Annotated in this window: 16 protein-coding genes; all 16 read right to left on the reverse strand. The window is 30.9% G+C overall.

Annotated elements, in window-relative coordinates; genetic code table 11:
• Positions 1-3: 3 nt before the first annotated feature.
• The 16 genes from ppdK to CLLI_RS12070 all read right to left on the reverse strand — a co-directional run bounded on the left by ppdK (position 4) and on the right by CLLI_RS12070 (position 14,645).
• Entirely contained in the window at positions 4-2,637 is a 2,634-nt protein-coding gene (gene ppdK / locus CLLI_RS11995; RefSeq protein ID WP_106064446.1) for a pyruvate, phosphate dikinase, read from the reverse strand.
• 70 nt (positions 2,638-2,707) lie between these two features.
• Positions 2,708-3,352 (reverse strand): transcriptional regulator CcpN, encoded by a 645-nt coding sequence (gene ccpN / locus CLLI_RS12000; RefSeq protein ID WP_106064447.1) that lies wholly within the window; start codon positions 3,350-3,352, stop codon positions 2,708-2,710.
• A gap of 379 nt (positions 3,353-3,731) precedes the next feature.
• Positions 3,732-4,295, reverse strand: coding sequence for a DUF4342 domain-containing protein (locus CLLI_RS12005; RefSeq protein ID WP_106064448.1), 564 nt, complete (start codon positions 4,293-4,295; stop codon positions 3,732-3,734).
• On the reverse strand, positions 4,288-5,043 hold the full coding sequence (gene recO / locus CLLI_RS12010; RefSeq protein WP_106064449.1) for a DNA repair protein RecO: 756 nt from the start codon (positions 5,041-5,043) through the stop codon (positions 4,288-4,290). The genes CLLI_RS12005 and recO overlap by 8 nt, the downstream gene beginning before the upstream one ends.
• A 33-nt stretch (positions 5,044-5,076) precedes the next feature.
• Entirely contained in the window at positions 5,077-5,958 is an 882-nt protein-coding gene (era, locus tag CLLI_RS12015) for a GTPase Era (protein WP_106064450.1), read from the reverse strand.
• A 9-nt stretch (positions 5,959-5,967) separates the two neighbouring features.
• Positions 5,968-6,366: a cytidine deaminase gene (locus tag CLLI_RS12020; RefSeq protein WP_106064558.1), complete on the reverse strand. Its 399-nt coding sequence runs from the start codon at positions 6,364-6,366 to the stop codon at positions 5,968-5,970.
• A gap of 120 nt (positions 6,367-6,486) precedes the next feature.
• Positions 6,487-7,185 (reverse strand): diacylglycerol kinase, encoded by a 699-nt coding sequence (locus CLLI_RS12025; RefSeq protein WP_106064559.1) that lies wholly within the window; start codon positions 7,183-7,185, stop codon positions 6,487-6,489.
• A 68-nt stretch (positions 7,186-7,253) separates the two neighbouring features.
• Positions 7,254-7,760: an rRNA maturation RNase YbeY gene (gene ybeY / locus CLLI_RS12030; RefSeq protein WP_106064451.1), complete on the reverse strand. Its 507-nt coding sequence runs from the start codon at positions 7,758-7,760 to the stop codon at positions 7,254-7,256.
• On the reverse strand, positions 7,757-9,853 hold the full coding sequence (locus tag CLLI_RS12035) for an HD family phosphohydrolase (RefSeq protein WP_106064452.1): 2,097 nt from the start codon (positions 9,851-9,853) through the stop codon (positions 7,757-7,759). The genes ybeY and CLLI_RS12035 overlap by 4 nt, the downstream gene beginning before the upstream one ends.
• A 29-nt stretch (positions 9,854-9,882) precedes the next feature.
• Entirely contained in the window at positions 9,883-11,025 is a 1,143-nt protein-coding gene (gene yqfD / locus CLLI_RS12040; RefSeq protein WP_207655112.1) for a sporulation protein YqfD, read from the reverse strand.
• 1 nt (position 11,026) lies between these two features.
• Complete coding sequence (gene yqfC / locus CLLI_RS12045) at positions 11,027-11,311, reverse strand: sporulation protein YqfC (RefSeq protein ID WP_170063725.1); 285 nt, start codon at positions 11,309-11,311, stop codon at positions 11,027-11,029.
• Between the two features lie 130 nt (positions 11,312-11,441).
• The gene (locus tag CLLI_RS12050; protein WP_106064455.1) at positions 11,442-11,888 is read right to left on the reverse strand and encodes a GatB/YqeY domain-containing protein; all 447 of its coding nucleotides are present in this window, start codon (positions 11,886-11,888) and stop codon (positions 11,442-11,444) included.
• A 30-nt stretch (positions 11,889-11,918) separates the two neighbouring features.
• Complete coding sequence (gene rpsU, locus CLLI_RS12055) at positions 11,919-12,095, reverse strand: 30S ribosomal protein S21 (RefSeq protein WP_010292600.1); 177 nt, start codon at positions 12,093-12,095, stop codon at positions 11,919-11,921.
• 136 nt (positions 12,096-12,231) lie between these two features.
• Complete coding sequence (locus tag CLLI_RS12060) at positions 12,232-12,576, reverse strand: histidine triad nucleotide-binding protein (protein WP_106064456.1); 345 nt, start codon at positions 12,574-12,576, stop codon at positions 12,232-12,234.
• Positions 12,577-12,588: 12 nt separating this feature from the next.
• Positions 12,589-13,893: a tRNA (N(6)-L-threonylcarbamoyladenosine(37)-C(2))-methylthiotransferase MtaB gene (gene mtaB, locus CLLI_RS12065; protein ID WP_106064457.1), complete on the reverse strand. Its 1,305-nt coding sequence runs from the start codon at positions 13,891-13,893 to the stop codon at positions 12,589-12,591.
• The gene (locus CLLI_RS12070; protein ID WP_106064458.1) at positions 13,893-14,645 is read right to left on the reverse strand and encodes a 16S rRNA (uracil(1498)-N(3))-methyltransferase; all 753 of its coding nucleotides are present in this window, start codon (positions 14,643-14,645) and stop codon (positions 13,893-13,895) included. Before CLLI_RS12070 ends, mtaB begins: the two co-directional genes overlap by 1 nt.
• Between the last annotated feature and the right edge of the window lie 3 nt (positions 14,646-14,648).

A 14,648-nucleotide genomic window follows, 5' to 3' on the forward strand; every position in this document is an offset into this window, starting at 1 on the left:
ATATTATTTTCTAGGATTCTTTACCTGTGCTTGTGCTGCAGCAAGTCTTGCTACAGGAACCCTGAATGGTGAACAAGAAACATAAGATAATCCTGCATCATGGAAGAATTCAACAGAGGATGGATCTCCACCATGTTCTCCACATATTCCAAGCTTTATGTCAGGTCTTGTTTTCTTTCCAAGTTCACAAGCAATTTTTATAAGCTTTCCTACACCATCTTGATCCAGCTTCTGGAATGGATCAAACTCATATATTTTTTTATCATAGTAATCAACTAAGAATTTACTAGCATCATCTCTTGAAAAACCAAAAGTCATCTGAGTTAAGTCATTAGTTCCAAAGGAAAAGAATTCAGCTTCCTTTGCAATTTCATCTGCTGTAATAGCAGCTCTTGGTATTTCAATCATAGTACCTACTTTATATTTTAAATCTATTCCGGATTTTTCTATTATTTCATCTGCTACACTTACAACTATATCTTTTACAAATTTTAATTCCTTTATTTCTCCTACAAGAGGAATCATTATTTCAGGTACTATATTATATCCTGTTCTTTTCTTAACATCCATAGCAGCTTCAATTATAGCTCTTGTTTGCATTTCAGCAATCTCAGGATAGGAAACAGTAAGTCTGCATCCTCTATGTCCCATCATTGGGTTGAATTCATGTAGTGATTCTACAGTAGCTTTTAAATGTTCAAAACTAATTCCCATATCCTTTGCTAATTCATTTATATCCTCATCCTCTGTTGGTAAGAATTCATGTAGTGGAGGATCTAAAAATCTTATAGTTACTGGTCTATCTTCCATAGCCTCGTATATGCCTATAAAATCTTCCCTTTGCATTGGTAAAATCTTATCTAGTGCCTTTCTTCTCTGTTCTTCTGTTTCAGCTACTATCATTTCTCTTACAGCTGGTATTCTATCCTCATCAAAGAACATGTGCTCAGTTCTGCAAAGGCCTATTCCTTCTGCACCAAATCCAACAGCCTGTTTAGCATCTCTTGGAGTATCTGCATTAGTTCTAACTTTCAGAACTCTTATATCATCTGCCCATTTCATAAATGTGCCAAAATATCCACTTATCTTAGGATCTACAGTTTTAATGGCCTGACCATATACATATCCTGTACTTCCGTCTAAGGATATATAATCGCCTTCATGGTAGACATCTCCATTTGCTTCAAAAGTTTTATTAGCTTCATTTACTTTAATATCTCCACAGCCAGCTACACAACAAGTTCCCATACCTCTTGCTACAACTGCTGCGTGAGAAGTCATTCCTCCTCTTACAGTAAGTATACCCTCAGCTGCTGCCATTCCTTCAATGTCTTCTGGCGATGTCTCTAATCTTACAAGTACAATCTTTTCTCCTAATTCGTGGTGAACTTTTGCTTCTTCAGCTGTAAAATACACCTTACCACAAGCTGCTCCGGGAGAAGCAGGAAGTCCTTTAGCTATTACTTTAGCATTTTTTAGCTCTATAGCATCAAAGTTTGGGTGCAATAATGCATCTAATTGTTTGGGATCTACTTTAAGTATTGCCTCCTCCTTAGTAATAAGGCCTTCATTTACCATATCTACAGATATTTTTAAAGCTGCTTGAGCAGTCCTTTTACCATTTCTTGTCTGTAAAAAATAAAGCTTCCCTTGTTCTATAGTAAACTCCATATCCTGCATGTCTTTATAGTGTTTTTCTAATGTTTCAGCTATCTGCATAAATTCATCATAGCACTGTGGTAAATCTTCCTTTAACTTTGTTATAGGCTGGGGGGTTCTTATACCAGCAACAACATCTTCCCCCTGAGCATTTATTAAATATTCTCCAAATATGTGATTTTCTCCAGTAGCAGGATTTCTAGTAAAAGCAACTCCTGTACCTGAAGTTTCTCCCATGTTTCCAAATACCATGCTTTGAACATTTACTGCAGTTCCCCAGCTTCCTGGTATATCATTTAATCTTCTGTAAACAATAGCCCTTGGGTTATCCCAGGATCTAAATACTGCTGTAATTGCCTCTATTAACTGTTTTGTTGGTTCTTGTGGGAATTCTTCTCCCATTTCTTTTTTATATACTGCTTTATATTTTTTAACAATTTCTTTTAAATCTGATGCTTGAAGGTCTGTATCAAATTTTGCTCCTATAGATTCTTTTACATCATCTAATATATCTTCAAATTGTCTTTTATCTATCCCCATAACAACATCTGAGAACATTTGAATAAATCTTCTATATGAGTCATAAGCAAATCTTTCATTGTTTGTTAATTTTGCCACTGCTACTACTGTATCATCATTTAATCCAAGATTTAATATAGTATCCATCATACCTGGCATTGAAACTCTAGCTCCAGATCTTACTGAAACTAATAATGGATTTTCCACACTGCCAAATTTTTTATTAGATTTTCTTTCTAATTCTTCTAATGCCTTGTATATTTGGTTTATTACCTCTTCAGATAATTTTTTATCATCTTCATAATATTTTGTACAAGCTTCAGTAGTAACCGTAAAGCCTTGTGGAACAGGTATACCTAAAATAGTCATTTCTGCTAAATTAGCTCCTTTTCCTCCAAGTAAATTTCTCATTGACGCATTTCCTTCATTAAAAAGATATACATATTTGCTTTTTTCCATAATAACATCCCCTTTGTTATTTATATTGTGTCTATTGATTATGTAAAGAGTATAAACTCATTACAGCGGCTTAGGATCTTTCTCCCATTTTTACTAATAACTTAGTGATATTTGTTTTTGAAACCTTTCCTATTATTTTAAATGCATCTTTCTTATCATTATCCGTTGCTTTTATTACTACTGGCAAGCTATCTATTTCGTGCTCTATAATTTTTATTGCTGCTTCATAAGCATCTTCTTCCTCATTAACTACAACTATATTAGGCATTCTTGTCATAATAATTCCTACTGGAACCTTATGCATATCTGTTCCACCCATGGCAAACTTTAAAAAGTCTTTTCTAGAAATGGCTCCTACTAAAATGCCATTATTCTCAACAAATAAGGTCCCTACATCATTTAAAAAGAGGTTAACAATGGCATCATAAACAGTGGTAGCCTCATTAACTACCACTGGCTGAGACATAATATCCTTTACTTTTATATTTCTAATATAATCATATATTAAACTATAAGAGGGTTTCTTAGAATATGTGTATCCAACCTTAGGTTTTGCTTCTAGTATGCCTGTCATAGTTAGTATAGCTAAATCAGGTCTAAGTGCTGCTCTAGTAACATTTAATTTTGATGCTAAATGTTCACTAGTTATAGGTTCATGCTCTTTTACTAATTTAATAATTCCTTCTTGTCTCTGTGATAGTTTAATCTTCTTCACCCTCTTTCTCAAAAGACTAATAATTTTCAATTCCTGTTTATTATATCATCATATTAATATATATAGTATAACACTTTTCCTCATTTATGCTTATTTATTTATATTATTCTTCATATATATATTTTTTTCTTTTATATTCTGTATTTAGCTTATTTTTTTTATTTTTGTAACATTGTACAATTTTATGAATGAATTTTAGTATCATATGTGAATACTGAGAAATGCTATAGCCTACATTATAATAAAACAAATTATTTTAAAAACTATGATAATTCTCCTTTATTAAATATTACCAAATTATGAAGTTTTATTCAATATATTTTAATAATAACAACCTAAAAGTCAGCAGATTTTATCTGCTGACTATATATGCTTAATATTATTCCTTGTCTTTGTCATCTTCATCTTCAAAATTTACTGTATAGGTAAATGTGTTGTTTTCTTTACTATTAACATTGTTATTTGATGAAAACTTTTCCTTCATTGAAGATGTTTTAGTTTGAACCTTTCCTTTAACATCATCCATTGTAGTTTTAATTATCTTATTTATTACTTCAACTGTTCCATCATCTTTAGTAATTTCTACTGTAACTTGAGTTAATGCTGCAGCAAATAGTGCAATAGTTATGATTGGGGATGCAAACAATCCAACTGCTGTTACTGCAACCCCTGCATTTACAGGTATATCTGCAATAACTTTATCTTCTTTCTTTATTTTTATTCTAGTTATATTCCCTTTTTTTATTAAATCCTTTATCCAAGCTATAAATTCTTCCTTTGTGGTATATAACTCATCCTTAGATGATTTTTTATTTTTCTCAATATATATCAGTGCATCTACCACATTTCCATCAGAAACTTCCAAAGCTTCCTTTGCTTCTGCATAACTAACCTTTGTTCTTTCCCTTATAACATCGATTTTTTCTAAAGTTATTTCACTCATTTTCTCCACTCCCTTTAATAAAATTAAGTGTTTCTAAGCTTTTAGGTTTTTTAAAATAATTTTGCGAAATTATGGCGCTTAATACTTTATAAATTTCCCCTTTTATGCCCTTAGGTATAGTAACCCTATAGCTTTTTTCTAAAGGCAATTTATTTAAATATTTTAGTATATTATAAGCAGCATTACTTATATGCATACCATTTATGTTTTCACAATTTTCACAAACTCCTCCTAGATACTGTAAATTCATATAATTTGATGAATTTATTTTATTTCTACATATACAGCACCTATCTAAGTTTAATCCATATCCAGTAGCCTTCAGCACTTTCAATTCAAAAATTCTAGCTAGTGTCTCCAAATCTCCTACTTTATTTTTCATAAAGTAGAAGGCAGCTACTAAATCTTTAAATATCTCTCTAGCATTTTCTTCTTCTGTCATAGAAATATCTATCAATTCACAGAAATAAGATGCATAGGTTATGGTTTCTAAATCTCCTAATAGGCTTTGAAAAGAGTCTATTATTTCTCCTTCATTTAAGGTATACATTCCCTTTCCTTTATATATTGTATAATTACCATAGCAAAAGGATAATGTATTTGAAAAAAGTTTACTTCTATTCCTTTTAGCGCCCTTGGCTATGACGGAGATTTTGCCTAATTTTTCACTAAAAAGCCATATTATTTTATCAGATTCTTTATAATCCTGAGATTTTATTACTACTGCTCTAGTATTAAAAATGGACAGAAAATCATCTCCTAACTTAGCACAAGAATAATACTATTTATATCCTAATTCCTTTAATAGAGAATTGCTATCTCTCCAATCCTTTTTTACTTTAACCCAAATCTTCAAATTTACCTTGCAGCCTAAAAACTTTTCTATATCTTCCCTAGCATATTGAGATATTTTCTTAAGCATAGTTCCATTTTTCCCTATTATTATTCCTTTATGAGAATCCTTTTCACATAACATATCTGCATTTATCTCATAGATACCATTTTCTTTTTTCTTCATAGTTATTATATCCACAGCTATACCATGAGGGACTTCCTCACTTAATAATCTTAAAGCTTTTTCCCTTATTATTTCTGCCACAATAAATCTTTCATTTTGATCTGTTATCATATCCTCTGGATAATATTTAGGGCCCTCAGGCATATAATTTTTCATAAGTTCTATTAAAGTATCTACATTTTTACCATTCATAGCTGAAATAGGAATACATTCTTTAAAATCAATCTTGGAAGCATAATTTTTTAATGTTTCCGCTACTTTTTCAGCAGTATTTTCATCTATTTTATTTACTACTAAAAACACTGGTACTTTTGCATCTTTTAGTTGATCTAATATGTACATATCCCCTTTCCCGAGATTTTCTTCTGGAGTAGTTAGAAATAGCACTAAATCTACTTCTTTGAAGGCATCCTCTGCGGACTTTACCATATATTCTCCCAATTTGTGTCTAGGTTTATGTATTCCCGGTGTATCTACAAATACAATCTGATAATCTTCTCCTGTTAAAATAGTTTGTATATTATTCCTTGTGGTTTGAGGTTTACTGGATACTATGGATAGCTTCTCCTCCATTATTGTATTTAATAATGTAGATTTCCCTACATTTGGTCTTCCAATTATTGTTACAAATCCTGATTTAAACATATATCCTCCTTATTTTTGCAGATCCTTCTTTGTAAAAGCTCCTGGAAGTATTTCTTCAAGTGTTTTTACTACATACTTATTTTCATTTTTCCCAATTATGATTTCTATATTCTGAAGGGCAAATTCACTTATTACCTGTCTACAAATTCCACATGGAAAAGTTAATTCATCTTCACTGCCTACTATAGCAATTGCTCTTATTTCCTTTTCCCCTTCAGATACAGCTTTAAATATAGCCGTTCTTTCTGCACAGTTAGTAGCACCGTAGGATGCATTTTCAATATTACAGCCTGTGTATACCTTATTATTTCCTGTGAGAATTGCTGCACCAACCTTGAATTTGGAATATGGCACATAAGCCTTTTCCCTTGCTTCTAATGCTTTTTTTATTAACTCTTCATAGTTTATATTTCCCATTAATAAACACTTCCTTTCAAGATAGGTTAACTATATCTTGTAAATAAAATTATAGCATTAATTTCATGCTTTTCAATATAATATATACTAAACTGACAATACAATTTTATTCTATACAAAAACTTTGAATAATAATATGGTAAGCAGTGTTCCAAATACGGCTCCTGCTACTACCTCCATAATGGAATGAACCTCTGAATCCACCCTGCTCTGCGCCACTATAACAGCTAAAAAATAACTCAATGTTACCGGAATGGTTTCCTCAGTTAGAAGTGCTATAATAGTGGCAATAGAAAAAGCTAGTGCGCTGTGTCCACTAGGCATACCTCCCTTTAATGGAGTGCCTTCTCCATATATTGCTTTTACTATTAGTGTAGCTATACATACTATAAATAGTATTAAAAAAATCATATATGGATCAGAATTCTTTATTTTATTTATAACCGTAAAATTGATTTCCTCTAGCCTTTTCCAAAATACGATATATCCTACAGCTATCGCATTTATTGCTGTAACCAGCACTGCAGCTGCTGCCACATTCTTTGCAATTTTAGCTAATGGATGATAATAATTAGTAGTAATATCAATGGTGCACTCTATTGCTGTATTAATAAGTTCTGCAGTGATTACCATGGTAATAGTAATCAGTAATATTAATAGCTCCATTTTGCTTATATCATAAAAGAAACAAGCAGTAAGAACTAAAAGAGCTGCAATCATATGTATCCTCATATTTCTTTGAGTTCTTACTGCATATAACATTCCTTCTATGGCATAATTAAAACTATCCAATAACTTCTTCATTTTCATAGAAACACCTACTTTTGAGTAAATAGAATAGCCATTGCTCATACAATAATTATTGCCATTTATCAATACTAGCTTTCTCTTCCTATTTGAAATTTATTTAATATTTCCTCTTCTCTTTTTCTCATAATATTTTTTTCTTCTTCCTGCATATGATCATAACCTAGAAGATGTAATACAGAATGAACTGTTAGGTAGCAGGCTTCTCTTAAAAAAGAATGACCATATTCTTTGCTTTGTTCCTCTGCTTTTTCTAGAGATAATACTATATCACCTAAAACCAATTTATCATCATCTAAATCCTCAGGTCTAAATTCATATCCTACATAAATTTCCTTATAGACCTTTCCTTCAGGGTAATCCAGCATAGGGAAGGATAATACATCTGTAACTTTATCTATATCTCTATTCTCTCTATTAATATCTTTAATGGTATCATTATCTACAAATATCACACTTACTTCATAATCCATTTCTACCTTTTCATCTTTAAGAGCATAATCTATTATTTTTTCTATGGTATCTTCTAATTTCTTCATTACTTCAATCTTACTTTGCCTATTATCTATATATATCATTTTTTATTGTCATTCCCTTCACTTTTATTCACCCATTTATCTGCTGGATACTCAATTCTCTGATGATATATACCCATAAGTACCTTAATAAAACATTGTCTTATTTTATCTAAATCCTTTAAAGTTAAATCACAATTATCTAATTGACCTTCATTTAATCTATCCTTAATTATATTATTTACCATTTCCTCTATTTTGCCTTTAGTAGGCTCATTTATTGATCTAACTGCTGCCTCTACGCCATCTGCCAGCATTATTATAGCAGCCTCTTTTGTCTCTGGTTTAGGTCCTGGATATCTGAAATTTTCTTCATTTATTTCTTCTGGATTATCACTTGAATTTTTCATAGTTATATAAAAATATTTAACCAAAGTAGTACCATGATGCTGTTCAATTATATCCCGAATGGATTTGGGAATCTTATGTTCTTTAGCTAACTCTACACCGTCCTTAACATGGGAAGTTATTATAAGAGTACTTAAGTTAGGATTTATTTTACTATGAGGATTATCATTTCCCAATTGATTCTCCTTAAAAAAGTATGGTCTTTTTATTTTTCCCACATCGTGATAATAAGAAGCTACTCTAGCCAGAACAGTATTGCCTCCTACCGCTTCTGCAGCTACCTCTGCTAAATTTCCAACTAATACACTATGATGGTAGGTTCCAGGCGCTTCCATTAATAATCTTTTTAACAAAGCATTATTAGGATTTGAAAGTTCTAATAATTTTATTGTAGTAACTATATCAAATGTACTTTCAAAGAAAGGCAAAAATCCTATGGTTAATACTCCAGACAGCAAACTGCCCATAAAAGCAAAGGATGCCTTTCTTGCTACCTCTATAGTATTATTGCTTAATAAAAAGCCTGCTGAGAAAGTTAATATTGCATTTATTACCGCTATGCTTAAAGCTGAATATAAAATATCGTTTCTCTGCTGCATCCTTTTTAATATTATAGACCCAATTATAGCATTTATTATAGCCAATAATGTTATCTCTACATTAAATTCTACTGCACAGCTAATTAGAATGCAATTTAAGCCATTTACGAATAAGGACAGCCTACTATCTATAAGAATAGTAAAAAGCATAGGTACGCAAGCCAGAGGTATTAAAAAAGGCACTATACTCAATACCCTGGAGAGCAATACCGTAATACAGGTTAATATATTAATCAATATCATCTTACTTATATCATCAAATATATCCCTATTATATTTTCTTATATAGAACCACTGCAGCCCTAATACAAGAAATATCAGTATGCTTAAACTTATATAAATATACCATTCAAACCTATCCTTTGAATTTAAAAGGCCTAACTTTTCTAATATTTCTATTTGTGACTTTGTTACTGGTTCCCCTTCCTTTACTATGGTTTGATCCTTTTTTATAACCACTGGAGCCTTCTTTTTAGCCTCATTTTGAATATCCCCAGTTTTTTCTTTATCATAAAAGAAATTAGGCCTTATTTGGCTATATCCTATATTAATAGCCAAATCCTTCAAAACCTTTTTTGGAAGCTTTGAGCTATTTACCCTTAGTGATATGAATTCCTGGGCTTTTTTTATATCTTCCCCATTTTTATTTTCACTGTTATCATTTATATTGATATTGTCATATAGTTGTGACATAGTTTCATCTAAAAAATCATTTAATATTTTTAAATCATCTTTTGTGGAATTTAATAAAATTAAACAATCTTCATCAGACAAACTTATTTTTGATTCCGCTTTTAATTTATTTACCTTTTCTTTTGCATCTAAATTTGAATCCTTCAGTTCATATGTCTTGAGAAATAAACTATTTATATTATCTATTACATTAGTTTTCACCTCGGGATCTTTATTATATTGCAATGGTACAGACTGAATAGCCTGCTGTATTCTTGCTTTAGTGGCTACATCATCCACTACTTCACGAGGAGCCTTAATATCAACCTTTGCTATATCTCCTTCTTTTAAATTAAACTTCTGTGTCACTAAAGAAGTAATCAACACACAGTAAATAAATATAAATGTTAAGAAAAATAAAAAAACCTTCTTTATGTTATTACTTTTAGATGTTTTTTCTAAGGTAACTTTACTCATAAATATATCATCCCTTTAATAACTATACTTTAACTTTGGTTTATTTTTTCGGTTAGAGCTATATTCTCTTCTGCAACCACCAAAACTCTCACTCTAATACCTTCATCCTGTTGTTCATGCTCTACTATCTTGTCTATTACCTGTATATTTTTATCAAAATTCAAAGTAATTTTATCTATCAATTCTTTAGATGTATTTTCTATAATCTTGTTCTTATCTAAGTTATAGGATTTTTCATTTATTTCATAATAGTTCTCAAATACTATTGGTCCTTTATTATTTTCTATTTTATCATATTTTGTAAATTTATTCACAGATTTTTTTATATATACTTTCTTTTTCCCTACTTTAATATATATATTCTCCAGTTTATTTCCTGTTCTCTCCCTTTTTACTTCTGTGGTTTTTACATTTTTAACCTCTTCATAAAAAGTTCTTGCTATAACATATCCATTGGCGTGAACTTCATATATATTTCCTTCCCTTCCTTGCTCCCCTTTTACTAATACATCCCCCTTTTTTACCAGGTCCCCTTTTTTTACCACAGCAGTGCCGGCAGTGGTATATACTCTAACAATTTGTCCATCTGCTTTAGCAATTAAATTGCAGGGATCTTCATCTTGTACAATATTGGGAGGTGTTTGTCTTTCTGATGCAGTAACTTTAAGTATTGATCCTTCTACCCTTATCCTTATCCACATTATACTTTCATTATTTTCCATTATCTTTTCTTCTATAGAAAGCACATTTAAATTCTTCTTCGGAATTCCCTCTTTAACTCCATAGGATAACAACTGCCTTCTAATTTCATAAGGAGTTAAATTTTTATCTGTTTCTATATCTATTCTCCATATAAAAGTGGAAAGATAGTAAATTATAAATGCAAAAATAGCTATGCCAAATAGTAAAGCCCTTCTTTTCCTTGCCTTTAGCAAGAAAAAAGCTGCTCCCTTTCTATTTGTTATCTTTACTTTTGTATCTGTTTTTTTTGCGATTCCCTCTATCTTTTCATAATCCTTCAGCCTTATATCCATGACAAAGGTCGTTAAGTCTTTTTTCTTTATATTCTTTACATCAATGTTATTTTTCCAAAGCAAATTAATAAATTTTTCAGGCATAAAAGATTGTATTTCCATGGTAATAGTACTTTTTTTATATTTATTCAAACTTATTTTACTCATTTCCTTCATACACCACCGATTTAAATTTTCCTTTTAAGGTTATAGTGCTCCCACCTAAAAAAAGTATCTCAAAATTATTTCCATATACGGAAACCAATCCTATCCTGGAATTTATTTTAACCTGCCTTTCATCAAAAATAACTATGCCCTTATGATTTTCAATAATTATCTCACTATCCCCAGTAACCACTATTTTAGGTAAATCCAATACCAAATCTCTAGGTAAGTCTAGCTTTTCTACTAGATTATTTTTAGCTTTATCTAATTTATCCTCCAAAATTACACCTTCAAAAAGTACTTTCATACTAATTTATGAATTTTAGATAAAATAAATGACATAGTAAAATATAAAATATGTATAACTAAAAAAGACTGAGTTTCCTCAGTCCTTTATTTATTAATTATCATCAATTATTCAAATTTTGTTTTACAATTTGGCTTACAAGTTTTCCATCTGCTCTACCCTTTAACTTAGGTACAACAACAGCCATAACTTTTCCCATATCCTTTATGCTATTAGCTCCCACTTCATTAATTGCCTGATGAACAAATTCTGTAATTTCTTCTTCTGTTAATTGCTGAGGAAGGTAACTTAACAAGATTTCTATTTCCGCTTGAGCCTTCTCAACTAAATCCTGTCTGTTTCCTTTTTCGAATTCAAGCATAGCTTCACGTCTTTGCTTGACTTCCTTAGCTAAAACTTCAATGATTTCTTCATCATCAAGTTTTCTTCCATCAGTTTTTTCTACTAGGAGTATTGCTGCTCTAGCCATACTTATAGTATTTGCTCTTAGTTTTTCTCCTGCCTTTAAAGCTTGCTTCCAATCTTCCTGCAGTCTTTCTTTAAGGGCCATATATTAGTACCTTCTTTCAAAAAATTCTCTTTATTTGAATTTTCTCTTTCTTGCAGCTTCAGATTTTTTCTTTCTTTTTACGCTTGGTTTTTCATAGTGTTCTCTTTTTCTTACTTCAGAAAGAACACCAGCTCTAGCGCATTTTTTCTTAAATCTTCTTAATGCGTTTTCTAATGATTCATTTTCTCCAACTTTTATTTCTGACATTGATCTCCCTCCCTCCGCTAGCTCAGTTTAACTAAATAAATTAAACAGGCAATGTGGGTTACATAGCACATAGTTTATTATATAATACTTCAACAGATGCTGTCAACAATTTCATTAATTGTTTACTTTATTTATTTTAACCTGGTGGCCATTGGAGAGATCTTCCACCTAAAAGATGAAAATGAACATGAGGAACTGTCTGTCCTCCATCTTCCCCGCAATTTGTTACTATTCTATATCCACTCTTTTCTATACCAAGTTCCTTTACTATTTCTTTAGCTACCATAAATACATGGGAAATAATATGCTCATCCTCTTTTTCCAACTCATTTAAGCTGGATATATGTTTTTTAGGAATTATAAGCACATGCGCAGGTGCTTCTGGGTTTATATCCTTAAAGCTTAGCACTAACTCATCTTCATATACCTTTTGGGAAGGTATTTCTCCATTTATTATTTTACAGAAAATACAGTTATCCATTGTCTCACCTCCTTAAAAAAATAATGTACCTAGACTATGTTCTTCCTCTACATCGAGTATTTCTGTTTCTAAAATTTCTCCTTCTATATTGGTTTTTGAATTAGACATTACCTTTATGTAATTAGGAGTATATCCTTCATAAAATCCTTCTTTGCCTTTAACCTTTTCTTCATATAACACCTTTAGTCTTCTATGTATAAACTTATTCATAAATTCTTTTTCTAGTATTTTGTTTAATTCAATAAGCTTATTGCTTCTCTCATCTTTAACATTTCCGTCTATCTGCTCTTTCATTTCTGCAGCCTTAGTTCCTTCTCTTGGACTATATTTGAATATATGCATTTTAGAGAGCTTAATTTTCTCTAAAAATTTATATGTAGTATTAAATTCTTCTTCAGTTTCCCCAGGAAAACCTACTATTACATCCGTAGTTATAGATACATCCTTTATATTATTTCTTAAACTTTCTACTACATTATTATATTCATCTGTAGTATAATGTCTATTCATTCTTTTTAATGTTTCATTACATCCACTTTGTAATGATATATGAAAGTGTGGACATATTTTTTTTAATTTAGATATTCTAATTATAACATCCTCTGTAAAAAACTTTGGGCTAACAGATCCTATTCTCACTCTCTCAATACCATCTATTTTATCAACTTTCTCCAATACCCTCATTAGATTCCAATTACCTTCTAAATCAACGCCATAGGATGAAATAAGTATCCCTGATAAAATAATTTCCTTAAAACCATGAGAAGCTAATCTATTAACCTCCTCTATTATCTTTTCTGGTGTTTTTGAGCAAACAGCTCCTCTGGCAAAAGGAATTGCACAATAGGAGCAAAAGCTATTACATCCATCCTGTATTTTTAAGAAAGCTCTAGTTTTATCTTGATATTCCTGAATATTTAATTCCTCAAACACATTATTTCTTAATACATCTTTTACACTAACTATTTGCTTTTTTCCCTTTATACATTCTTCTACTAATTGGACTATTTCTCCTTTATTTCTCGTGCCAATTACTACATCAACTCCAGGAATCTTTGCCACCTTTTTCGGAGCTATTTGAGAATAACAGCCTGCTACAGCTATTACGGCCTGCTGATTGGTTCTTCTAGCTCTGCCTATCATCTGTCTTGACTTTTTATCTCCCATATTAGTAACTGTACATGTATTTATAACATACACATCTGCATATTCATCAAAATGAACTACCTCATATCCCTGTTTAATAAACTTTTCTGTCATAGCCTCAGTTTCATACTGATTTACTCTACACCCAAGAGTTGTAAAAGCAACTTTCATTAAATGTTTCCTCCTAAATCTCCTAATTCATACATAACTAAAGAAGTACTTACAAATCCTGCAGTTTCTGTTCTTAAGATTCTTGGCCCTAAGGTTACTATAAAGGCCCCAATATTCTTTAATATATCTATTTCTTCTTCTTCAAAACCACCTTCTGGTCCTATTATAATTCCTACTTTTTTTATCTTAGCTTTATCTATATTATTTATCATATTTTTAATTCCAAAACCATTTTCATTTTCATAAGGTACTATGATTAAATCCATTTTCTTTAATTCTTCTAAAAGTTCTTTAAATTCTATAGGAGTATTTATCTTTGGTATTATAGTTCTCTTAGATTGTTTAGAAGCCTCTAAGGCTATCCTTGCCCATCTATCTATTTTTTTAAATTCTCCTAATTCATTTTTCACTACCACTCTACGGGTTATTACAGGAGTGATCTCTCTAACGCCTAATTCGCAGTTTTTTTGTACTATTAAATCCATTTTAGAGGATTTAGGTAAGCCTTGAAAAAGATAAATTTCTATAGCACTTTCATTATTTATCTGTAATTTTTCTTTTAGTTTAACCTTTACCTGTGTTTTATCTATAGATTGAATTTCTCCTAAATATTCCTGACCTTCACAATTATTTATGCTAATATCAGTTCCCTCTGCAAGTCTCAAAACCTTGTATATATGCTTTACATCATCACCTTGGATTATAGCTTCATCTCCAAAGATATTATCCTGTGAAACAAAAAACTTATGCACCCC

The sequence above is a fragment of the Clostridium liquoris genome, from assembly GCF_002995785.1.
GTDB lineage: Bacteria > Bacillota > Clostridia > Clostridiales > Clostridiaceae > Clostridium_AO > Clostridium_AO liquoris.